At 47.9% G+C, this 21778-nt stretch carries 17 protein-coding genes and 1 pseudogene; 15 read left to right on the top strand and 3 right to left on the bottom strand.

Annotated elements, in window-relative coordinates; translation table 11 throughout:
• Positions 1–14: 14 nt before the first annotated feature.
• Entirely contained in the window at positions 15–977 is a 963-nt protein-coding gene (locus BBG47_RS18175; RefSeq protein ID WP_065292894.1) for an alpha/beta hydrolase, read from the top strand.
• A gap of 69 nt (positions 978–1046) precedes the next feature.
• On the opposite strand, the gene mraY is transcribed toward BBG47_RS18175, so the two are convergent.
• Positions 1047–2003: a phospho-N-acetylmuramoyl-pentapeptide-transferase gene (mraY, locus tag BBG47_RS18180; protein WP_021253446.1), complete on the bottom strand. Its 957-nt coding sequence runs from the start codon at positions 2001–2003 to the stop codon at positions 1047–1049.
• Between the two features lie 330 nt (positions 2004–2333).
• Positions 2334–2600 carry a hypothetical protein gene (locus tag BBG47_RS18185; RefSeq protein ID WP_065292883.1) on the bottom strand — a complete coding sequence of 89 codons (267 nt, stop codon included), beginning with the start codon at positions 2598–2600 and terminating at the stop codon, positions 2334–2336.
• Between the two features lie 298 nt (positions 2601–2898).
• On the opposite strand from BBG47_RS18185, the gene BBG47_RS18190 reads away from it, so the two are divergent.
• From BBG47_RS18190 to cstA, 5 genes and pseudogenes are all read left to right on the top strand, one after another.
• Positions 2899–3393, top strand: a complete 495-nt coding sequence (locus BBG47_RS18190) for a YwiB family protein (protein WP_065292895.1) — start codon at positions 2899–2901, stop codon at positions 3391–3393.
• Between the two features lie 39 nt (positions 3394–3432).
• Complete coding sequence (argS, locus tag BBG47_RS18195) at positions 3433–5109, top strand: arginine--tRNA ligase (protein WP_065292884.1); 1677 nt, start codon at positions 3433–3435, stop codon at positions 5107–5109.
• A 166-nt stretch (positions 5110–5275) separates the two neighbouring features.
• On the top strand, positions 5276–7066 hold the full coding sequence (locus tag BBG47_RS18200) for a sensor histidine kinase (RefSeq protein ID WP_065292885.1): 1791 nt from the start codon (positions 5276–5278) through the stop codon (positions 7064–7066).
• Positions 7041–7797 (top strand): annotated as a pseudogene (locus tag BBG47_RS18205) (LytR/AlgR family response regulator transcription factor). The gene BBG47_RS18200 and the pseudogene BBG47_RS18205 overlap by 26 nt, the downstream one beginning before the upstream one ends.
• A 207-nt stretch (positions 7798–8004) precedes the next feature.
• Complete coding sequence (gene cstA, locus BBG47_RS18210) at positions 8005–9801, top strand: carbon starvation protein CstA (RefSeq protein WP_065292886.1); 1797 nt, start codon at positions 8005–8007, stop codon at positions 9799–9801.
• A gap of 103 nt (positions 9802–9904) precedes the next feature.
• On the opposite strand, the gene BBG47_RS18215 is transcribed toward cstA, so the two are convergent.
• Positions 9905–11047 (bottom strand): S8 family peptidase, encoded by a 1143-nt coding sequence (locus BBG47_RS18215; protein WP_028532432.1) that lies wholly within the window; start codon positions 11045–11047, stop codon positions 9905–9907.
• A gap of 456 nt (positions 11048–11503) precedes the next feature.
• On the opposite strand from BBG47_RS18215, the gene rpoE reads away from it, so the two are divergent.
• The 9 genes from rpoE to BBG47_RS18260 all read left to right on the top strand — a co-directional run bounded on the left by rpoE (position 11504) and on the right by BBG47_RS18260 (position 21773).
• A complete protein-coding gene (gene rpoE / locus BBG47_RS18220) occupies positions 11504–12055 on the top strand; it encodes a DNA-directed RNA polymerase subunit delta (RefSeq protein WP_065292887.1) in 552 nt (183 codons plus the stop codon).
• Positions 12056–12604: 549 nt separating this feature from the next.
• The gene (locus BBG47_RS18225; RefSeq protein ID WP_065292888.1) at positions 12605–14206 is read left to right on the top strand and encodes a CTP synthase; all 1602 of its coding nucleotides are present in this window, start codon (positions 12605–12607) and stop codon (positions 14204–14206) included.
• A 234-nt stretch (positions 14207–14440) separates the two neighbouring features.
• Entirely contained in the window at positions 14441–14839 is a 399-nt protein-coding gene (locus BBG47_RS18230) for a response regulator (protein WP_021253435.1), read from the top strand.
• A 264-nt stretch (positions 14840–15103) separates the two neighbouring features.
• Positions 15104–16087, top strand: a complete 984-nt coding sequence (locus BBG47_RS18235) for a Gfo/Idh/MocA family protein (protein WP_065292889.1) — start codon at positions 15104–15106, stop codon at positions 16085–16087.
• 121 nt (positions 16088–16208) lie between these two features.
• A complete protein-coding gene (gene fba, locus BBG47_RS18240; protein ID WP_021253433.1) occupies positions 16209–17063 on the top strand; it encodes a class II fructose-1,6-bisphosphate aldolase in 855 nt (284 codons plus the stop codon).
• 166 nt (positions 17064–17229) lie between these two features.
• Entirely contained in the window at positions 17230–18483 is a 1254-nt protein-coding gene (locus tag BBG47_RS18245; RefSeq protein ID WP_021253432.1) for a UDP-N-acetylglucosamine 1-carboxyvinyltransferase, read from the top strand.
• Between the two features lie 473 nt (positions 18484–18956).
• Positions 18957–20252 carry a transcription termination factor Rho gene (rho, locus tag BBG47_RS18250; protein WP_021253431.1) on the top strand — a complete coding sequence of 432 codons (1296 nt, stop codon included), beginning with the start codon at positions 18957–18959 and terminating at the stop codon, positions 20250–20252.
• 142 nt (positions 20253–20394) lie between these two features.
• On the top strand, positions 20395–20592 hold the full coding sequence (gene rpmE / locus BBG47_RS18255) for a 50S ribosomal protein L31 (protein ID WP_021253430.1): 198 nt from the start codon (positions 20395–20397) through the stop codon (positions 20590–20592).
• 182 nt (positions 20593–20774) lie between these two features.
• Positions 20775–21773 (top strand): helix-turn-helix transcriptional regulator, encoded by a 999-nt coding sequence (locus tag BBG47_RS18260; RefSeq protein ID WP_254659856.1) that lies wholly within the window; start codon positions 20775–20777, stop codon positions 21771–21773.
• Positions 21774–21778: the final 5 nt, after the last annotated feature.

The raw sequence follows: 21778 nt of genomic DNA on the forward strand, positions 1-21778 counted from the left end.
TGAGAATGAGTAAGATGAAGATTTTACTTATTTCGATCACAACCGTATTCATTATTATCATCGTTGCATTAGGATTCATAGGGAATCATTTTTACAACATAGCGCTTAATCCGGAGACGGAGCGTCCGTTCCTCGACAACAATCCGGATCTTGATCGTGCGGTTCCGACGATGCAAGTAGATGGACAGGAGACGCAAGGAAATGAGGTGGCAAAAGAATGGATCGAAACGAAGCATCACGACGAGGTCACGTTAGCTTCTTTCGATGGTTTGAAGCTGCAGGGCTATGAGTATCGGCAAGAGAATCCCACGAATAGGTGGGCCATTGTCGTTCATGGCTATACGAGCTCCGGTAAGCAGATGTCGTATGCGGTCAAGAGATTCTATGATAAAGGCTATCATGTACTGCTCGTCGACTTACGAGGACATGGAAAGAGCGAGGGCTCCTATATTGGAATGGGCTGGCATGATCGACTAGACATGATGGGTTGGGTTCGCCAAATCGTCGAAGCTAACCCCGAGTCTCAAATTGCCCTGTATGGGGTCTCCATGGGAGGAGCGACGGTTATGATGACCTCGGGAGAAGAACTTCCTGCGAATGTCAAGGTGATTGTCGAGGACTGTGGGTACACGTCGGCTTACGATGAATTCAGCTACCAATTGAAACGGCTATTTCATTTGCCTGCCTTCCCGATTATGACGGCTTCCAATGTGGTCGCTAATATTAGAGCCGGTTATGACTTGCAGGAAGCCTCTGCCTTGAAGCAAGTAGCAAAGAGCAAGACTCCTATTCTATTCATTCACGGGGATTCCGACATGTTCGTTCCATATGAAATGGTTCATGAGTTATATGATGCGGCAAAGGTCGAGAAGGATCTACTGGTGATCAAGGGTGCAGGACACGGCGGCGCTCATCTTGCTGGAGCGGTATATTGGAATAAAGTATGGGAATTCACAGATAAGTTTATGGCGTCCTAACGAAATGACAAAATGAACAGAAGCCCTGCCGCCTCAAAAGGCTGCGGGGCTTTCGTGTGCAAACGACTGTTAAGATAAGAGAAACTTCCAAGCTAACCAGCATATCCCCACTCCGACCCACGAGATGAAGCCAAAGATAACGACGATCTTGTTCTCACTCCAACCGTATTTGAGTGAGTAATGATAGTGGATGGGCGCCATTCGGAACATTCTCAGCTTCGTTCTGCGGTAGTACCATACTTGTAGAATAACAGACAGTTGTTCTGCAAAGTAGACGAAGAAGAGGACCGGAATCAGGATCTCTACCTTCTCGAGTACCGCAAGGAATGACAGGGAGCCGCCGATGGCGAGCGATCCGGTATCCCCCATGAATGCACGCGCAGGATAAATATTATAAATGAACAGCCCAAGCAGACAGGCAATCATGATGAGCGAGAACATCTTCACTTCCATATGATCGGATATGAGGAAGAAGAAGAAATAAGTCGGGATCGACACATTGATAAGCAACCCATCCAGACCATCTGTAAAGTTAATCGCATTTGCCGAACCTACCACGAACAGTACCATAATTGGCACATACACGAGTAGAGGAAGATCGAGCGTTAGCCCGCCCCCAAGCACAATGGTCGTACTGACGTCAAAATGCTGAATGAGCACGTACAACAGAACTCCGGTAAAGGAGAATTGGAAGACAAGCTTCGCTTTGCCCGATATCCCGGAGGGATCCTGAAATACGGCCTTCTTCAAGTCATCCATTAGACCAACGGAACCGAATAGCAGAAACGTCGCTGCCAGAAACATCGTCATTGGCGATGGGTGATAGGAGACAGAGGTAATTACACCGATAATCAGAATAAGGCCGGCCATCAGCGGTGTGCCGCGCTTAGCTTGATGATCAGGCGGAAGCTCGGCTCGAATTGGCTGCGTCAGCTTCAGTGTCCGCAATCCCCAGATGAGCAGTGGGGTCAATGCGGCAACGAGCAGGAAGGACACACTCGAAATGCCTAATAAGGAAGGGTTCACAGACATTCACCTATTTGTATGTATTTTGTATAACTGAGTACAGTTTATTATAATTCACGGCAATGGACAAATATTCCTCTTGCATCGACAAGCACAGCATCCGCCGCATCGCCAACTTGTGGCGACTGGCGTACGCCTTCTTGACTTGGTGGGCACGTCGGGTCACTCCTCTAATAAATGGATAGTGCGTTGCGGTTCCTTCATATAAACACTGGATTTCTCTATCAACAAGATTAGCATGAAAGAAGATGGGAGAAAAATAAAGATAAAGCATAGATCATAACGTGAAAAAGGAGCTGTCTAGGACAGCTCCCGTTCTATTCCGTATCGTTAGACTGCAGAGGTTCCTGTACGTCTACGGTGGTTGCGATGTGCGGTTCGTTTTGTGTTTCGAATCATCATATAAATGCATAGCCCGAACAGCGGAGCGATGACCACAATGGTCGTCATGCCGACTGTAAAGAAGACAGAGTGTTCAATGCGGATGCTGTCGATAACAACCCATACTGACGAAGCTAGGTGGAGTACGAGCGTTATCAGGAGCAGCCAGTCGCTATGGTTCGTTAACCAAGTTAGAAGTACCGTCCATTCCACCATTTATCGCCCCCATACTCCTCGAAATAATGACATAAGCTGAGCAAATTATGCAGCAGCGGACAATCGAGGAATCATTTACTACTATCATTATAATTGAGGGAAGATTCGAATTTCCACGTCTTTCTTGAGGTATAACCTTACAAATTCGTAAGTTATCGTATTATGCCATAGATTGTCGGTTTATTGACCCTGCTATGCTTAGCTGCATCCCTAGGGCGCAAATAGGAAAAGGAGGTTGCAAAAGGCGGGCGTATACCGGATAATTTAGAAATCAGACTTTGGAGAATGGAGCTTGACAATGACGGAGCATCAGAGGGAAGCGGCTGATAGATTGCCGGTTCTTATCACGATTGACAGCCGACAAGATGATGAACGGGTCACGGAGCACGTACGGGGCGATTTATATCGGAAGGGTTCACATTTCTATATTCGCTATACTGAGACTCAGTCCCAGCCGGAGCGGGTGAAGCGACGAAGTGATTCTGCCGAAGATGCGAGTCGTACACAGGTTACACTGAAGGTGAGTGAGAACCAGGTGAAGCTAACGCGTAGAGGACAGGTTGAAGCAGAGCAGACATTTGCTCTTGGAGCGAGACAGAACGGTTACTATCGTTCATCTGCGATTCGCTTTCCTCTAACAACAGCGACATCGAAGCTGTCTTGGGACAAGCCTTGGCCGTTCGAAGGGCCGCTACAATTCGACGAATTGCGTATAGCGTGGTCGTATCAATTATATATAGAAGAACGCTGCACGGGGAAATTCAATATTCAATTACGTATTACACCCGCCTGAAACAGGCATGAACGATAAGATGCAGGAGGAACGAGACATATGAGCAGTGTAATGGAACGAGTAAACAATCAAGTGAAGCAAGCAATTGAGGATGCAATCGTACAGGCAGGTCTTGTAGCGCGCGAGGATATCCCTGCGTTCGTTATTGAGGTGCCGAAGGATAAGACGCACGGTGATCTGGCATCCAATATAGCGATGCAGTTGACGCGCATTGCGAAGCGCAATCCACGCCAAATTGCTGAAACGATCATCGAGAACCTGAACACAGAAGCGGCTTCCATTGAAAGCGCAGAGATCGCTGGACCTGGATTTATTAATTTCCGTGTGAACAAGAGCTATCTTTACGACATCTTGCACGAAGTGAATGAAAAAGGCAGCGACTACGGACGGATTGCGGCTGGCAGCGGTCAACGCGTACAGGTAGAGTTCGTATCTGCGAACCCTACAGGAAGCCTTCATCTTGGACACGCACGCGGTGCGGCTGTCGGCGATGCATTGTGCAACCTGCTTGATTACGCGGGTTATGAAGTAACGCGCGAATATTATATTAACGATGCAGGGAACCAAGTGAACAATCTTGCGAAATCGATTGAATGCCGCTATAAGCAAGCATTGGGACAGGATGCAGAAATGCCGGAAGATGGATATCACGGTGTAGATATTAAGGGCTTTGCGGAAGAGCTTGTTCAAGCAGAGGGCGATCGTCTGCTGTCCTTGTCTGAAGAAGAGCGCGAGCGTTATTTCCGTACTTACGGTCTCTCGAAGGAATTGGATAAAATCAAGCGCGACTTGAATCGCTTCCGTGTTCCGTTCGATGTATGGTTCAGCGAGACATCGCTATACGAGAACAATGAAGTGACGAAGGCGCTGGATGCGCTTCGTGCAAGCGGACATGTATTCGAGCATGAAGGTGCAACATGGCTGCGCACAACGACATTCGGCGATGACAAGGATCGCGTATTGGTGAAGAATGATGGTTCTTACACGTATCTGACTCCAGATATTTCGTATCATATGGATAAATACGGCCGTGGCTTTGACAAAATGATTAACATTTGGGGTGCTGACCACCATGGATACATCCCACGTATGAAGGCGGCTATGGAAGCACTCGGTAATGATCCAGATAAGCTGGTTGTGTTGATCGCGCAAATGGTTAGCTTGTTCCAAGATGGCGAGAAAGTGAAAATGTCCAAGCGTACAGGGAAAGCCGTAACCATGGAAGATTTGATGGATGAAGTGGGCGTTGATGCAATCCGTTACTTCTTCACAATGCGCTCGATGGATTCCCACCTTGACTTTGATATGGACTTGGCGATCTCCACATCCAATGAGAACCCTGTCTATTACGTACAGTATGCGCATGCGCGTATTTGCAGCATTTATCGTCAGGCGGAAGAACAAGGGGTTGCGTTGCAGCCGTTGAATGAGCTGAATTTGGCGAAGCTGACGGCTGAGCATGAATTCGACCTGCTTCGCAAGCTGGGTGAGCTTCCAGAGGAAATTGCGGTTGCTGCCCGCGACTATGCGCCACATCGTTTGGTTCGTTATGTGTACGAGCTGGCATCGCTCTTCCACAGCTACTACAGAGCAGAGCGTGTCATTACAGAGGATGCAGAGCAGACACAAGCTCGTCTAGCATTGCTCGGCGCTGTTCGTACGACAATTGCGAATGTACTTCGTCTCGTTGGCGTATCTGCTCCAGAACAGATGTAAGACAGCGCCTAACGAGAGTTAAATGTTCATTGCCTAATATAGAGCGTCCTGTGAGCTGAAACTAGCTTGCAGGACGCTTTCTTGTTCCCACAATAGTTAGTTATTCGGTAAAATAAGACCAAGAACCATCGAGAGGATCGAGCTAGAGAGAAAGTAGGTGACGAGGATGCTGTATCTGCTTCCGCTGATGATCGAGCGGGTTGGCGTATTACTGATCATCGCATTTGTGCTGTCGCGTATGAAGTCATTTCGACATATTGTTCATAATGAACACGGTACAGCTGAGAAATGGCTGCTGATCTTCGTGTTCGGCGCGTTTGGGGTAATCAGCAACTATACTGGTGTGCAAATTCATAATAGCTCGGTATATTCGCAAGCTTGGCATATGGATATAGAGACGGGGAGTGCCATTGCAAATACACGCATTATGGGTGTTGTCATTGGAGGACTGCTTGGCGGTCCATTTGTCGGAACAGGTGTTGGGTTAATTGCGGGCTTGCATCGCCTATCGCTTGGCGGCTATACCGCTGCTGCTTGTGGGATATCGACGATAATGGCCGGTATTATCACTGGGCTCGTTGGAAAGCGCTTTCGTATAATTCAAGGCAAGCATGCTGCATGGCATGCAGCGTTGATCGGCATAGGGATGGAGTGTGCGCAGATGGGCACCATCTTGCTCGTAGCGGAACCTTGGAGCTCTGCTTGGGAACTCGTCAAGCTGATCAGTGTGCCGATGGTCGCGGTCAATGGATTCGGCATTCTATTATTCATGCTGATTATTCAATCCATCTATGAGGAAGAGGAGCGCTCTCGGGCGCTGTTGACCCATAACGCTCTTCATATCGCCGATCAGACCTTGCCGTTTTTCCGTCAAGGGTTAAATAGCGATTCATGCCGAGAAGCGGCGTTGATCATATGGAAAGGTACGAATGCTGACGCGATCTCCATTACAGATGAGCATCACATTCTTGCGCACGTGGGCGCGGGGGACGACCATCATGTGCCGTTGCATGGAATATCCACGCAGTTGACGAAGCAAGTGCTGGAGGAGGGCATTGTTCATAAGGCATCCTCACGAGAAGAGATTCAGTGTTTCGAGCCGAGTTGTCCTTTGCAAGCTGCATACGTATTACCACTTAAGGTGCATGACCGTACGGTGGGCACATTGAAGCTGTACTTCAAGCAGCCCTCACGGCTGGATCGAGTAGAACGAGAGCTTGCAGAGGGTCTTGGCAAGCTGTTCTCCACCCAGTTGGAATTGGCGGAAGCAGAACGGCAGAGTCGGCTGCTAAAAGATGCGGAGATCAAGGCGCTGCAAGCTCAGGTTCACCCGCACTTTCTATTTAATGCCTTCAATACCATATCCGTTCTCTGCCGCACCGATTCGGAGAAGGCGCGCAAATTGCTGCAGCAGCTCAGTGTGTTTTTCCGCAGCAATCTGCAGGGCGCACGTAAGATGCTTATCCCGCTGCACAAGGAATTAGAGCATGTAGAAGCGTATTTGTCATTGGAACAGGCGAGATTCCCCGGCAAATATGTCGTAGAGACGGACATTGACGGTTCTCTTATGGACGTACTAATACCGCCATTCACGCTTCAGCCACTGGTGGAGAATGCGATTCGGCATGCCTTCTCCAAGGGATTTACTTTGTCGCAAGGAATAGTATCGATTCGGGCGCAGGTGAATGGAGCTAGCGTGACGATTACGACCAAGGATAATGGGAAGGGCATAGCACCAGAGTCCATGGCCGCGCTTGGCAATGAGGCGGTTCCGTCTGCAGAAGGAACAGGCACAGCGCTGTGCAATATTGTGAAGCGAATAGAAGAACTGTATGGAAGCAGGGGCTCGATTCAAATCGATAGTACAATTAGAGAAGGGACATCGGTCACGATTACGTTGCCGATTCATTATAGCGAACGGGGGGACATCGATGTTGAAAGTATTTATCGTGGATGATGAGCCGCTAGCGCGTGACGAACTCTGTTATCTGCTTCGCCGCACGAAACGGGTTGACGTTGTAGGAGAGGCAGAATCTATGGAAGAGGCGTTGAAGCGCATAGGGGCGCTACGTCCGGACGTCGTAGTTTCTCGATATTCAACTTGCCGAAGCGAGTGGGTTGGAGGCAGCAGAACGGTTGTGCGCGTTGGATGAGCCACCTGCGATTGTATTCGCAACGGCGTATGATGAATATGCGTTGCGTGCTTTCGAGTTGAACGCTGCTGACTATATTTTAAAGCCGTTCGATGAGCAGCGCATTCAGCTAACCGTCGAGAAGCTGGAGAAGCAGGGCTCGCGTTCAGTTACATTGATTCAGAATGAGGTAATATCACATTCCCGGTCTACCCCGACAGAACGGGTAGAGCGGCTTGCCATTACGACGGTGGATGAGCGCATTGTTGTTCTGCATGTGGATCGCATCGTGTACATCGGGTTTGAAGAGGGAAAGACAGTCGTCGCAACGACAGAACAGCGCTATCGTGTAGGAGAACCACTTAGTGTACTGGAGCGGAAGCTGATTCACCCATCCATTATTCGTGTGCATCGGGCCTACTTGGTGAATGTGGATCGCATTGTAGAGATTGAGCCATGGTTCCACTCCACATGCCAACTGAAGATGCAGGACGGATCCAGCTTGCCTGTGAGTCGTACCTATATGAAGGAACTTAAGCAGCTTCTAGGATTTTAAAATAATGGCGTTCACTAATCATCCAATCAATTTTGGTATGAGATGGAGAAGAGGCGAATAAGGATAGAAGAGAGGGTTGAAACGTTTGCATTTCAATCCTTTTTTTGTGCACTTCATCATGGACATGCGGCATTCTGCTTTGAAAACAGGGTAATGCTGTTTTCATAAGGTAAGATAACAGCAACAGCTCGAAAGGAGTGGACGATCATGAATGCGGTTTCAATAGTGATTGGTTCGATTTGCATCTTGATGATCACCTATCGCCTCTACGGAACATTTATGGCAAACAAAGTGTTAAAGCTAGACGATTCCAAGCCTGCTCCGGCGCACGAATTAAATGACGGCAAGGATTATGTGCCGACGAATAAATGGGTGACCTTCGGTCATCACTTCGCAGCCATTGCTGCGGCAGGGCCGTTAGTTGGTCCGATATTAGCTGCCCAGTTCGGTTATCTGCCAGGGCTGCTCTGGTTGTTGATCGGTGCCGTTATCGGCGGTGCTGTACATGATGCGGTTGTATTGTTCGCTTCCATGCGCAAGCAAGGCAAGTCGCTCTCTGAGGTAGCGAAGGATGAGCTTGGGCCAGTGGCAGGCTTCTGTACGGGCCTAGCGATGCTGTTCATTATTACGATTACGATGGCGGGTCTGTCGATGGTAGTGCTCCATGCGCTTGAACACAATCCATGGGGAACCTTCTCGGTAGGCATCACGATCCCGATTGCCATGATGGTTGGGATTTGGTACAAGAAGACAGGCAATTTGAAGCTTGCCTCTACCGTTGGTTTTGTACTTTTGATGGTCGGTGTATTTATGGGTCCCTACATTCAAGGTACCGCGCTTGGCCAATGGTTGACCTTTGATATGAAGACGCTGGCAATTATTTTGCCGATATATGCATTCTTTGCGGCAGCACTGCCTGTATGGCTTCTCCTTGCACCGCGCGACTACTTGAGCAGCTTTATGAAGATCGGAGTATTCATTGCTCTTATCGTTGGTGTGTTCATTATCAATCCTGATATTCCATTCCCTGCCGTAACTGAATTCATCAACGGCGGAGGCCCAATACTGGCAGGCCCAGTATGGCCGTTCATCTCGATCACGATAGCTTGTGGAGCAATCTCTGGCTTCCACGCCTTCGTAGGATCGGGTACGACACCGAAAATGCTGGATCGCTGGAGCGATATTAAAGTCGTTGGCTTCGGCGCGATGCTGGTCGAATGCGTTGTAGGGATTATGGCACTTATAGCGGCAACTGCCTTGCAGCCTGCTGATTACTTCGCAATTAACTCAACGCCAGAAGCGTTTAAGACGCTGGGCATGAATGTGGTTCATTTGCCGGATCTCGCGCGCGAGATCGGTTTGAACTTGGATGGCCGCACGGGTGGAGCTGTAACACTCGCAGTTGGCATGACGTACATTTTTACGAAGTTCCCATGGTTCGAATCGCTTTCGTCGTACTTCTTCCAATTTGTTATCATGTTCGAGGCGGTATTCGTCCTGACCGCAATTGATGCGGGAACACGTGTGGCGCGCTACATTATCCAAGACTTCTTCGGAGAAGTGTATAAGCCATTGAAACGAGTAGATTGGGTACCTGGCTCCATCTTTGCTAGTGCGCTTGCTTGCTTCTTGTGGGGATACCTGCTCTTCTCTGGCGATATTGGATCGGTATGGGCGCTGTTCGGGGTATCGAACCAGATGATGGCTTCCATCGGTCTTATCATCGGTGCTACGGTTATTATGAAGATTGCGGATAAGCGCTGGTATGCACTTACTTGTCTTGTGCCGCTCGCTTACTTGTTCGTAACCGTTAACTATGCGGGAATATGGATGATATCCAATGTGTACTTGAATCCAACTAATAAGGGCTACAGCATTCTGAATGCATCGTTGTCAATTATTATGATGGTGCTCGGAGTCATCATCCTCATCTCTGCAATCAAGAAGTGGACAGAGTTGTGGAACACGCCTCGAACGAAGCTAGATCCGGTAATGGCCTCCTAGACCACAGCACAACTACATGAATGAACTTCAAGGACAGTCGACTTGCTCGGCTGCCCTTGTTTTGTTTCCATCCATTCTCGTGTTTGTTCCCGTTCGGATCTCGTCAGCGTTCTGCTTCCTTAAGGAGGCGCATGACATCGATTTCTCCTAAACTACGAGAAGTAGTATTCCGGCTTCGCATCGGACTTGCCGATCGTCGCAGCAAGGTTTTGATTTCACCAGGCTTGAGACCAGGCTTCATGGCAAGCAGCAGAGCAATAGCGCCACTTACATGTGAGGTGGCCATTGAGGTGCCGCTCATTTCATGATATTTGCCCTTGATCCAAGCCGATACAATTTTATCGCCGGGTGCATAAATGTCGACGTAACGGCCGCGGTTGCTGAAGGAGGCAATTTTCCGAATTCGATCAGTAGCTCCAACCGAGATCGTCTGCAAGTAACGGGCGGGGTAATCAATAGACTTCCGCTTCGCATCATTGCCAGAGGAGGCGACAACGGTTACGCCAGCATTATAAGCGTTCGTGACAGCAGTGAGCAGCGACTTGCTGCGGGTCTTCATGCCGAAGCTCATATTAATGATATTCATACCATGGCGGACACACCAATCAATGCCTTGGATAATATCAGATACGAAGGCTGCTCCATTTTCATCGAATGCTTTAACGGGATGAATAATGGCGCGAGGAGCCACTCCGATAATGCCGTACATTTGATTGGCAGCGGCGATCGTACCTGCGATATGGGTGCCGTGGCCATTGTCGTCATGTGGGGGCAAACCGCGCTGGATCAGATTAATGCCGCGGGTGAGCGAGTGCCGAAGGTCAGGATGGTGGAAATCAGCCCCGGTATCAATGACACCAATATGAACACGATAACCGGTAGTCGTGCTCCAAGCTTGGGGTGCTTTGATGTGCTTAACCCCCCAAGGAATGCCGCGCTCCCAATTGACAGGACGCTGGGATACGGCGTGCATCGAGAGATGAATATCTTCTTCTACGATAACATCATAAGCGGTCGATAGCAGGGTGGAATCGAAGTCCGTTCTGGCCGGATATACCCAGCCATCAATGAGTGGAACCTTGCGAATATCAGCAAGCTCAGATCTGCTTGCTTCGAGTTCATGCAGCACCTCGGAGCATTGTTCATACTGTTCATGGGTGCGGAAGCGGATGAGCAGTTGTCGTTCGCAGGGCTTAGTGGTACTGAGCCCTTGAATAAGTAACTGGAGTAAGCCCGTAATATCCAATGTCGAGTCCCTCCCGACAGTTCCTTTGTAACGGTTGTTCAAAAAGCGTACATATGATAATCAAGTGAACCCGAACGAATGTGGATCGGTTGAAGCGTCTTTTTGAACAGACAATTTTACATATCGTATGCATCAGACCCCGGCGTGGACTGGGGTAGATGCCTTTTTTGCGAAAGATAGGCCTTCCACCGTGTCAAAAGACTTCCACGGACATAGTATGAAGAAGAGCCGACGAAGGGCTTAGCACACCCGATACGGGGCGTGAGCCTTCATCGGGTGCGGATACAGTCGAACGCGAAGGGATTCCCTTCGCGTTTCTATTTTTTGTCCGACTTGTGGCATTTCCTCGTCTATAGGAAGAAAACTTGCATTTTCACTTGAGATCGGGTTTACTTATGTGTGAACATGGATAAGTGAATGCAATTTGAACTTTTTAGAGAGAGAGGATGTGTCCGAATGAGCACACCGCTGGATTTGAAATTAGACCCTGAAAAAGTGCAAGAAATACCGATGGTGGATCTTGCCTTCATGGTACTGAAAGCTGCCAACACGCCTTTCTATTACCGCGATCTCATGAATGAAGTCGCTAAGCTGCGGGGTCTGAACGAAGAGCAAATTAACGATGTCATTGCGCAGTTATATACGGAAATTAACATTGACGGTCGTTTTGCTTGTGTTGGCCAGAACCTGTGGGGATTGAAGCGCTGGTATCCGGTTGACCGTTCTGAAGAGGCGATGACCGGGGGTGCACCTCGTCCACGCATCATTAACGATGACGACGATGATGATTACTCTGATGATGACGACAGCTTCAACAATGATGAAGAAGAAGACTTCGACTTCGTCGATGAAGATGGCGAAGAGGAAGAGGAGATCTTCGAGGATGAAGATTCTGATGTAGAAGATGATGTTGACATCGAAGAGGAAATCGATGAAGAAGATGCGGATCTGAATGAAGAAGAAAACGATGACTTCGAAGAAGAGGATGACCGGGAAGAGGATATGTAAGATCCTCTTCAGGATTTGATTTCGCATTTTAGAATGCCGCTTGCTTATTTTTCCTGTATATCCTAGCTGATCTGGGGTATGTTCAGGAGGGATACGTAAGCGGCATTTTCCATATAATCTGCCCCTGCGAAAAATCAACTCGATCTCCCTTGACACGAGAATGCCTACAGAGTAAACTAGCATATGGGCTTTGCATTTGCACGTAATTAAATAGAGTCATTTTCACATATGAAGAAAGTGCCCCGTGACACTACGGGAGTCACTTTTTTGTTTTTTTAGGATACGAATTGCAGTTTTTTATGGCTTTGTTGCCGATTGCAATTGGTACAATTTGATTCGTATAAAATAGCTCCCGTCCACTACGGAACACCATTTCCGGACATTTTAGACAGGAGCTTTTTTAATGACATTTTGCATCAATGAATATCGCATAAATGGGTTACGATAACATCATGAGATTATGGAACTCGCGTGTATCGAACCTGTTCTACAGACAAAGCCTCCCGAGAACATGTCTTGAATGCACTTGATCATAGGAGGGTTTCACCAGTGGCAAAGTATATTTTTGTAACGGGCGGCGTCGTTTCTTCTCTTGGTAAAGGGATTACGGCTGCATCCCTGGGCAGATTGCTGAAAAATCGGGGGCTCAAAGTAACGATCCAAAAATTTGATCCTTACATTAACGTTGACCCGGGCACAATGAGCCCTTATCAGCATGGCGAAGTATTCGTAACAGATGACGGAGCTGAGACAGACCTTGACTTGGGTCACTACGAGCGCTTCATCGACATCAACCTGTCGAAGAACAGCAACGTGACAACAGGTAAAGTGTATTCTACAGTTATTTCAAAGGAACGCCGCGGTGAATACCTTGGCGGAACTGTACAAGTTATTCCGCATATTACAAATGAAATCAAAGAACGCGTATTCCGTGCAGGTAAGGAATCCGGCTCTGATGTAGTTATTACCGAAATCGGTGGTACAGTCGGCGATATCGAGAGCTTGCCGTTCTTGGAAGCAATTCGTCAAATTAAGAGTGATGTAGGTCGTGACAACGTGATGTATATTCACGTTACCTTGATCCCTTACATCAAGGCTGCGGGCGAAGTGAAAACGAAGCCGACACAGCACAGTGTCAAAGAATTGCGCAGCATCGGTATTCAACCGAATATGCTCGTATGCCGTACAGAACATGAGCTTGCAGAGGATATGAAGCGCAAGATTTCCTTGTTCTGCGACATTGATGCGAACGCGGTTGTAGAATGCCGTGACGCTTCCACGTTATATGAAGTACCATTGATGCTTCATGAGCAAGGCATGGATGATTTCGTCGTCAATCACTTGAAGCTTCAAACACCAGAACCAGATATGGTGGAGTGGACAAAGCTTGTTAACCGTGTGAAGCAGCTTCAAGGACAAGTTGAGATTGCAATCGTTGGTAAGTATGTTGCTCTTCATGATGCATACTTGTCTATCGTAGAAGCATTGGCTCACGCAGGTATTGATGCAAATACAGAAGTCAATATCCGTTGGGTGAATGCAGAAGAGATTACAGAAGAAAACGTAGATGCAGAGTTGTCGGGTGTACACGGTATCTTGGTACCAGGTGGATTTGGCGATCGTGGTATCGAAGGAAAAGTAACAGCGATCCGCTATGCGCGTGAACAACAAATTCCGTTCTTCGGTATTTGCCTTGGTATGCAAGTTGCGGTTATTGAATATGCACGCTCTATCGCAGCATTGAATGGCGCGAACAGCTCCGAAATCAACCCAGCAACAGAATATCCGGTTATCGATCTGCTTCCAGAGCAGAAGGATATTGAAGATTTGGGCGGCACAATGCGTCTTGGCCTGTACCCTTGCAAGCTGCAAGAGGGATCACTCGCTATGTCTTGCTACAATGATGAGCTGGTGTACGAGCGTCACCGCCATCGCTATGAATTCAACAATGAATATCGTGAAGTAATTGAAGGTGCTGGATTGAAGATTAGCGGTACGTCCCCAGACGGCCGACTAGTGGAAATTGTCGAGCTTCCAAGCCATCCATGGTTCTTGGCTGTTCAGTTCCATCCAGAGTTTATCTCTCGTCCGAACCGTCCGCAGCCATTATTCCGTGAATTCGTCAAAGCGGCAATGAAGCACCGTGGATAATAACGCATAAAATATATGAAGCGAAGGCTTTCCTAATTGGAGAGTCTTCGCTTTTTTTGCTTTTATGTGGGAGTTGTGATGTTTTTCCTGAAAGAAGAAGGATTTTATTGTAAAGAAGCGAATATGTACAGTACATGTGGAGTGGTAAAATAAGCATGCAGTGTGAGAGATTAACTCATTCGAACTAGAGGATGCTGCACACTCGCTCGTGAGACGCGGTGGGAGGGGTACCAGTTGAGTAATAAGAAAGTATTGATTGTCGATGATCAGAATGGTATTCGGGTTCTTCTCATGGAAGTGTTCAGTAGCGAAGGATATACGACCTATCAAGCTTCCAATGGCAAGATGGCGCTTGAGATCGTAAGAGAGGAGTCGCCGGATATTGTCCTGTTGGACATGAAGATACCGGGCATGGATGGGTTGGAAATTTTGAAGCAGATCAAGTTGATGAAGCCGCATATGAATGTGATTATGATGACCGCTTACGGCGAGTTGGATATGATTAAGGAAGCTACGGACCTCGGAGCATTGATGCACTTTACGAAGCCTTTCGACATCGATGAGATGAGGGTTGCGGTCAATATGACATTAGAGCAGGGACAGCCGAATAATCAGATGACTATGCCTTCTTAGAAGTGGCGTACGAACGATAAACAAGAAACATGCCGGGGGATGCCCTGGCCTTCTTCAATGTTATCCGAGCAAGGTCGGAGGAAGGCCTTCAATTATTGCTATGTGGTACGAAGAACGAAGAATTGGACATGCCTCTAGTGGAGGGCGCTCAATAGAGACCCCATTAGGGGCTTTCCTCGTTTCTCGTGTTGTCTAATTCTGCCTATACTTGCTAAGCAAAATAACATCAGTAAGACAATAATGGATCATACCGAGGTGTTAATGATGATACGTGTGGCAGTTTGTAGTTATTGGCATGTTCATGCAGAAGAGTATACAGATTTCATCCTTCATCATCCAGATACAGAGCTAGTTGGAATATGGGATGAAGATGCCAAGCGCGGAGAGCGCTATGCAGGACGTTATCATGTGCCTTATTATCCGATCTTGGATGACATGCTGCTGAGAGAGGATATTGATGCGATTGTCGTAGTAGCGCCGACTTCCCTCCACGAGGATATTATGGTGAAGGCAGCGGAAGCTGGCAAGCACATCTTCACTGAGAAAGTATTAGCGCTTACGTCAGCTGAAGCGGAACGCATCGTGAATGCTGTGGAAGCCAATGGTGTTGTGCTGAATGTTGCTCTTCGGAAGCTGTATGAGCGCGATATTGTTACGCTGCGTCGGATAGTAGAAGAGGGTTCTATAGGCGATGTATCGCTTGTCCGTGTGCGTATGGCGCATAATGGAGCACTGGCAGGATGGCTGCCAGAGCATTTCTACAACCGGGCGGAATGCGGCGGTGGGGCAATGATTGATCTTGGCTGTCATCCGATGTACATTACCCGTGCACTGTTGGGAATGCCTGAGACCGTAACTGCGTCGTATGGCTATGTTACGGGTAAAGAAGTAGAGGATAACGCAGTTGCGCTGCTCCAATATACTGGAGGTGCCATTGGAATTGCTGAAACAGGGTTTGTTACCGGTCAATCCCCGTTCATGATTGAGATTCATGGTGCAAGAGGAAGCATTATGTACGGAATGCCGGATGAGCAAATACGCATTCGACTGAATGAGGGGGATGGTGAATGGAACATCGTTCCATTTGATGAACCGATCCCGAATATGTTTGAGCAATGGGTCGGTCATGTGCAGTGCAGAGAAGTGAGCATGGACAACGTAAAAATGGCGCTGGACCTGACAAAATTGATGGAAGCGGCCAATGAGGCAGCGGTTTCGGGGAAAGCGGTTGCCGTAAACGTAATGTAGCTGTTTTGTCAAGAGGTTGTTTACTTTTTCACGCTCAATTGTGATATAATAACACCGTATAAGATGTCGGCTATAATCTAGATAGACAGACGACGAACAACTTCCTAGGAGGATGGAGACCATGCCATTAGTTTCGATGAACGAGTTCTTGCCTAAAGCAAAAGAAAACAAATTTGCAGTAGGTCAGTTCAACATCAATAACTTGGAATTCACACAAGCAATTACAGAAGCGGCGATGGAAGAAAACGCACCAATTATCTTTGGTGTATCCGAAGGCGCTTTGCGTTACATGGGAATGGAGTACACAGTAGCAATGGCTGAGGCAGCTGCTAAGAAATCCGGCTTGCCAATCGCTTTGCACCTTGACCATGGTAGCACATTTGAAGTAGCTATGGCTTGTATTCGTGCCGGATTCTCTTCCGTTATGTTCGATGGTTCCCACCATGCATACGAAGACAACATCCGTTTGACTAAAGAAGTCGTTAAAGCAGCTCATGCTATGGGCGTATCCGTTGAAGGTGAATTGGGTACAATCGGCGGTGTTGAAGACGATCTTCACGTAGACGAAGATGCAGCTCAATTGGCTAACCCAGAAGAAGCAATCCGCTTCTACGAAGAAACTGGCGTAGATGCACTTGCAATCGCTGTTGGTACTGCTCACGGCATGTACAAAGGCGAGCCTAAACTTCACTACGATATCATTGAAGCAGTAGCTTCCAAAATCCCAGTTCCAGTCGTATTGCACGGCGGTTCCGGTGTACCTGACGAATCCATCCGCAAGGCGATCGCAGCAGGTGCAGGTAAAATCAACGTGAACACAGAAAACCAAGTTGCTTGCACAGCGGCTATCCGCGAAGCATTGGCTAAAGATGCGAACGTTATCGACCCTCGCAAATACTTGACGCCAGCACGCAATGCAATGGTTGAAGTTGTTCGCAACAAAATCCGCTTGTTCGGATCCAACAACCAAGCATAATCGATACTCATATTTATGTTTACGAATGCGGGAAAAGCACCGGTTCGCCGGTGTTCTTCCCTTTTTTGCGATTATTTAGCGTTATGATGAATGAACATGAATCCAATAAAGCATATGGGCGAGCCGAACCTGTGATAGGTGCGGCATGGGGGGAACTTAGCTTGTGATGGAAAAGTTAATGATTTGCGGTGGGCGGCCGCTGCGTGGCACTGTGCAGATCAGCGGTGCGAAGAACAGTGCAGTCGCACTCATTCCTGCGGCGATTTTAGCAGAGAGTGAAGTAGTGCTCGATAACTTGCCGGCATTAAGTGATGTTGCAACCTATACGGAGATTATTACCGAACTCGGTGGAGAGGCAAGCTGGGAAGGTTCTGCCTTGCGAATTGATCCATCTAGCATGATTTCGATGCCGATGTATAACGGACCTGTGAAGAAATTGCGGGCCTCTTATTATTTAATGGGCGCCTTGCTCGGCCGCTTTGGCGAAGCGACAATAGGCATGCCTGGAGGATGCAACTTTGAACCCCGTCCGATAGATCAGCATATTAAAGGATTCGAAGCATTGGGTGCTACGGTAACCAATGAACATGGAGCGATCCATATTTCGGCGCGTGAATTGCGCGGCGCAAAAATCTACCTCGATGTGGTTAGTGTAGGAGCAACCATTAATATTATGCTTGCGGCTTCCCGAGCCAAAGGCATCACCATTATCGAAAATGCGGCCAAAGAGCCTGAAATTATAGATGTGGCGACCCTGCTCAATGCAATGGGTGCCAAAATCAAGGGTGCTGGTACAGAATCGATTCGTATTGAAGGTGTAGAAGGGCTGCATGGCTGCCGTCATTCTATCATTCCGGATCGCATTCAAGCAGGAACCTATATGATCGCTGCTGCTGCAACGCGCGGCGATATTCTCATCGACAATATTATCCCTAAGCACTTGGAAGCACTTACGGCGAAGCTGGAGGAAATGGGTGTGCAAGTCGTAGAAGGGGACGAGTCCCTTCGCGTGCTTGGCCAGCCTGACTACGAGTCTATCGATGTAAAGGCGCTTGTATATCCAGGATTCGCAACCGATCTTCAATCACCGATGATAAGCTTGCTCACGCAAGCAACTGGTGTAAGTATGCTGTCCGATCTCGTATATAGCAATCGATTTAAGAATGTGCCTGAGCTGCTTCGCATGGGAGCCAAAATCCGTGTAGAAGGTCGCTCTGCTGTCATTGAAGGAACCAAGTTGCATGCCGCGAAAGTGAAAGCAGCGGATTTGCGTGCGGGAGCATCGCTTGTCATTGCAGGACTAACAGTAGCGGATGGCATTACTGAAATCTCCGGCGTAGAGTATATTGACCGTGGCTATGACAACCTAGTCACAAATTTGCGAAATTTAGGCGCTGATGTTTGGCGTCAGACGGAATAATTCGACGGTAATAGGGTAAAAATAGGATAATGATCATTTCGCGATCGTCAGTTAAGGTGTGGCGATGATCCCCATGATGCGCCCTGCTCATGTGGCTGTGCGGAATTTCATCTAGTATTCGTCGTTTGTGTATTGGACTGTGTCCGAAAGAGAGTGGAAGTGGAGCATTCTCTTTCGGATACAGAAGAAAATGCAACTTTTTGGCAGGATTGAACGTACGAAGATTATTTCCCTTTCTATTCCTTGGAGAGGCTGCAGCGTTTAGCACCATCACTTCCATAAGTGCTTCGCTTCAACGGCTATCTTTTACCCAGACCGAATGGTTCCCATCTGTTATCTGTCCACCATCTCATTGTATCAACCAGCCTTCATATCTCATGTTGACACGCCGCTGCGTTTATACGTAACGATTTCACAATGGACTTATCCTTCTGACATCATTTGTATTTATCAACAGAATAGGAGTTGTATTCATGGATTTACAAATTTCCGATTTGGAAACGAAGAAGCTGACCGAGCTATATAAACTAGCAAAACAATTTCAGATTCCTGGCTATGGTCAAATGAAGAAAAAAGAATTAATATTTGCTATCTTGCGCGCGCAGGCGGAACAAGGCGGCTTCATGTTTATGGAGGGAGTATTGGACATCCTTCCAGAGGGCTTCGGCTTCTTGCGTCCTATTAACTATTTGCCTAGCTCGGAAGATATTTATATCTCTCAATCTCAGATTCGCAGATTTGATTTGCGTACTGGTGATCTTGTATCGGGAAAATGCCGTCCGCCAAAAGAGAACGAACGCTATTTCGGATTGCTTCAGATTAACGCCGTCAATGGTGAGAATCCGGATGAAGCAGCTCAACGCTTGCACTTCCCGGCCCTGACGCCGCTATATCCAGAGAAGAAACTTGTGCTTGAGATGGCTTCCAACAAAGTGTCCACACGCATTATGGACATGCTCGCACCTGTTGGTCTTGGACAACGCGGGCTAATCGTCGCCCCTCCTAAGGCAGGTAAGACATTGCTTCTGAAGGAGATTGCAAATAGCATCTCGACCAACCATCCTGAGATTGAACTGTTCGTTCTGCTTATTGATGAGCGTCCGGAAGAAGTGACGGATATGCAGCGTTCTGTAAAAGGTGAGGTTGTAGCATCCACATTTGATGAAGTGCCTGAGAACCACATCAAGGTAACAGAACTTGTTCTGGAGCGTGCACTGCGTCTCGTGGAACATAAGAAGGATGTTGTTATCCTGCTTGACAGTATTACGCGCTTGGCGCGAGCATACAACCTCGTGGTTCCGCCGTCTGGCCGTACGTTGTCTGGTGGTATTGATCCAGCTTCCTTCCATCGTCCAAAGCGCTTCTTCGGTTCTGCCCGCAACATTGAAGAGGGTGGAAGCTTGACGATCTTGGCAACGGCACTCGTTGAGACAGGATCACGTATGGATGACATCATTTATGAAGAATTTAAAGGTACGGGTAATATGGAGCTTCATTTGGATCGTAAGCTGGCTGAACGCCGTATCTTCCCGGCTATCGATATTCGTCGCTCGGGTACACGTCGCGAGGAAATGCTGTTGTCGAAGGAAGAGCTTGATAAGCTGTGGGCAATTCGAAAGAACATGAACGAGTCTCCGGAATTCGTGGATCAATTCTTGAAGAAGATGCGTGATTCGAAGACGAACGAAGAGTTCCTTGCAGCACTTGATACGAGCGGAACACCAACCCCGCCTCCGCGCAGAACACGCAGCAGCTCTGTGAGCTCCTAAGCGCTCGTTCGCTGTTATGGCGGACAAGAATATGGTTATAACATGAGATTGCGAACTAGATGCAAACATGCTATAATCCATTCATGTGTTTTTATATACTCTGGGCACGCAAAGGGCTCAGGGCGGAAAGAGGTGAATTCGAGTGAAAGAAGCAATTCAACCGAAATACTTCATTACGACTGTAACTTGCGCATGCGGCAACTCTTTCGAAACAGGTTCCGTTAAAGAGAACTTGAAGGTAGAGGTTTGCTCCGCTTGCCATCCATTCTTCACAGGTAAGCAGAAGTTCTTGGATGCTGGTGGTCGTGTGGATCGATTCAAAAAGAAATACGGTATCTAATACGTCTATTTACGATATGGACTCCCTTGCTGGCAACAGCCAAGGGAGTTCATTTTTTTTTTTTTTTTGTTTTTTTTGTTTTTTTTGTATATTTTTATCCTCCCTGTCTTGATGCTTGCTGTCCGGAACTCGATTTCGCACAAAATGTCAAAACAATGGGGGAGGAAATACGATACGATAAAATGGAACGGGGATTTCCGAGGCATGTGCTGGCATTGCCTCAAGATGACTTGGGAGGGCTGGCAATGTGGCTGGAGCACGAGAAATGGATCAAAGAAGCAATAGCCTACATAGAACTGCATATTACAGAGGCCGTGGATGCAGCAGACATAGCTGAACATTGCACGGTCTCCCGTTTTCACTTTAATCGTGTGTTTCAGCGGCATGTGGGTGTCAGTGTGGGGACATTGTTACGGGAGCGCAGATTGGCAAGGGCTGCGGTGGAGCTGTTGTCAACGGACAAGCGCATACTGGACATCGCATTAGAATATCAATTTTCTGGGCAAGACAGCTTCACTCGTGCTTTTAAGCAACGGTATGGCATGACACCGCATGTATACCGCCAAGGTTTCCGATGCTTTTACACGCCAGAGGGGGATCATCGAATGGATGAGAACAATCAATCTGAGAATACCGGATATGGGATGATGCAGTCTGCTCCACAGGGATGGATCATAACAGGTGTGTATCCGCACCAATATAGCGTTACTCTTGATCACGTTCATGTATATCGCGGGAGGTCGTCAGGTACGATTCAAGGAAAAGTGGATGCGGATCCACGAGGATTTGGCACGTTGATGCAAATGTTCAAGGCTGAGAATTATGTGGGACAGCGCCTTCGTTTATCAGCGTTTCTGAAGACGGACGACGTGCAGGGATGGGCAGGCATGTGGATGCGGATTGACGGGAAGGATGAAGTGCCTATTAACTTCGACAACATGGACAATCGTCCGATTAGCGGTACGACCGAATGGAGGCCCTATGAAGTTGTACTTGACATTGCACCTCATGCGGAGGCGATTGCATTTGGCGTGCTATTAAGCGGTCCGGGTCAAGTCTGGGTGGATGGATTTCGCTTGGATATTGTTGATGAATCTGTACCTACTACGGGTGGACCAGCGGTGAATGATACAATGCCCAAAGAACCGGTGAATTTGGACTTTGAATTGGGGCCACAGTAGAAGGA

The organism is Paenibacillus sp. KS1, assembly GCF_001680695.1.
Classification (GTDB): Bacteria; Bacillota; Bacilli; order Paenibacillales; family Paenibacillaceae; genus Paenibacillus_B; species Paenibacillus_B suaedae.

What these genes read in the sequence shown, in the direction of transcription:
- rho (WP_021253431.1), top strand. Translation starts at nt 18,957, where the DNA reads ATGGATTTACAAATTTCCGATTTGGAAACGAAGAAGCTGACCGAGCTA.
- BBG47_RS18235 (WP_065292889.1), top strand. Translation starts at nt 15,104, where the DNA reads ATGATACGTGTGGCAGTTTGTAGTTATTGGCATGTTCATGCAGAAGAG.
- cstA (WP_065292886.1), top strand. Translation starts at nt 8,005, where the DNA reads ATGAATGCGGTTTCAATAGTGATTGGTTCGATTTGCATCTTGATGATC.
- BBG47_RS18200 (WP_065292885.1), top strand. Translation starts at nt 5,276, where the DNA reads ATGCTGTATCTGCTTCCGCTGATGATCGAGCGGGTTGGCGTATTACTG.
- BBG47_RS18245 (WP_021253432.1), top strand. Translation starts at nt 17,230, where the DNA reads ATGGAAAAGTTAATGATTTGCGGTGGGCGGCCGCTGCGTGGCACTGTG.
- BBG47_RS18190 (WP_065292895.1), top strand. Translation starts at nt 2,899, where the DNA reads ATGACGGAGCATCAGAGGGAAGCGGCTGATAGATTGCCGGTTCTTATC.
- BBG47_RS18185 (WP_065292883.1), bottom strand. Translation starts at nt 2,600, where the DNA reads ATGGTGGAATGGACGGTACTTCTAACTTGGTTAACGAACCATAGCGAC.
- BBG47_RS18260 (WP_254659856.1), top strand. Translation starts at nt 20,775, where the DNA reads ATGGAACGGGGATTTCCGAGGCATGTGCTGGCATTGCCTCAAGATGAC.
- fba (WP_021253433.1), top strand. Translation starts at nt 16,209, where the DNA reads ATGCCATTAGTTTCGATGAACGAGTTCTTGCCTAAAGCAAAAGAAAAC.
- rpoE (WP_065292887.1), top strand. Translation starts at nt 11,504, where the DNA reads ATGAGCACACCGCTGGATTTGAAATTAGACCCTGAAAAAGTGCAAGAA.
- argS (WP_065292884.1), top strand. Translation starts at nt 3,433, where the DNA reads ATGAGCAGTGTAATGGAACGAGTAAACAATCAAGTGAAGCAAGCAATT.
- BBG47_RS18175 (WP_065292894.1), top strand. Translation starts at nt 15, where the DNA reads ATGAAGATTTTACTTATTTCGATCACAACCGTATTCATTATTATCATC.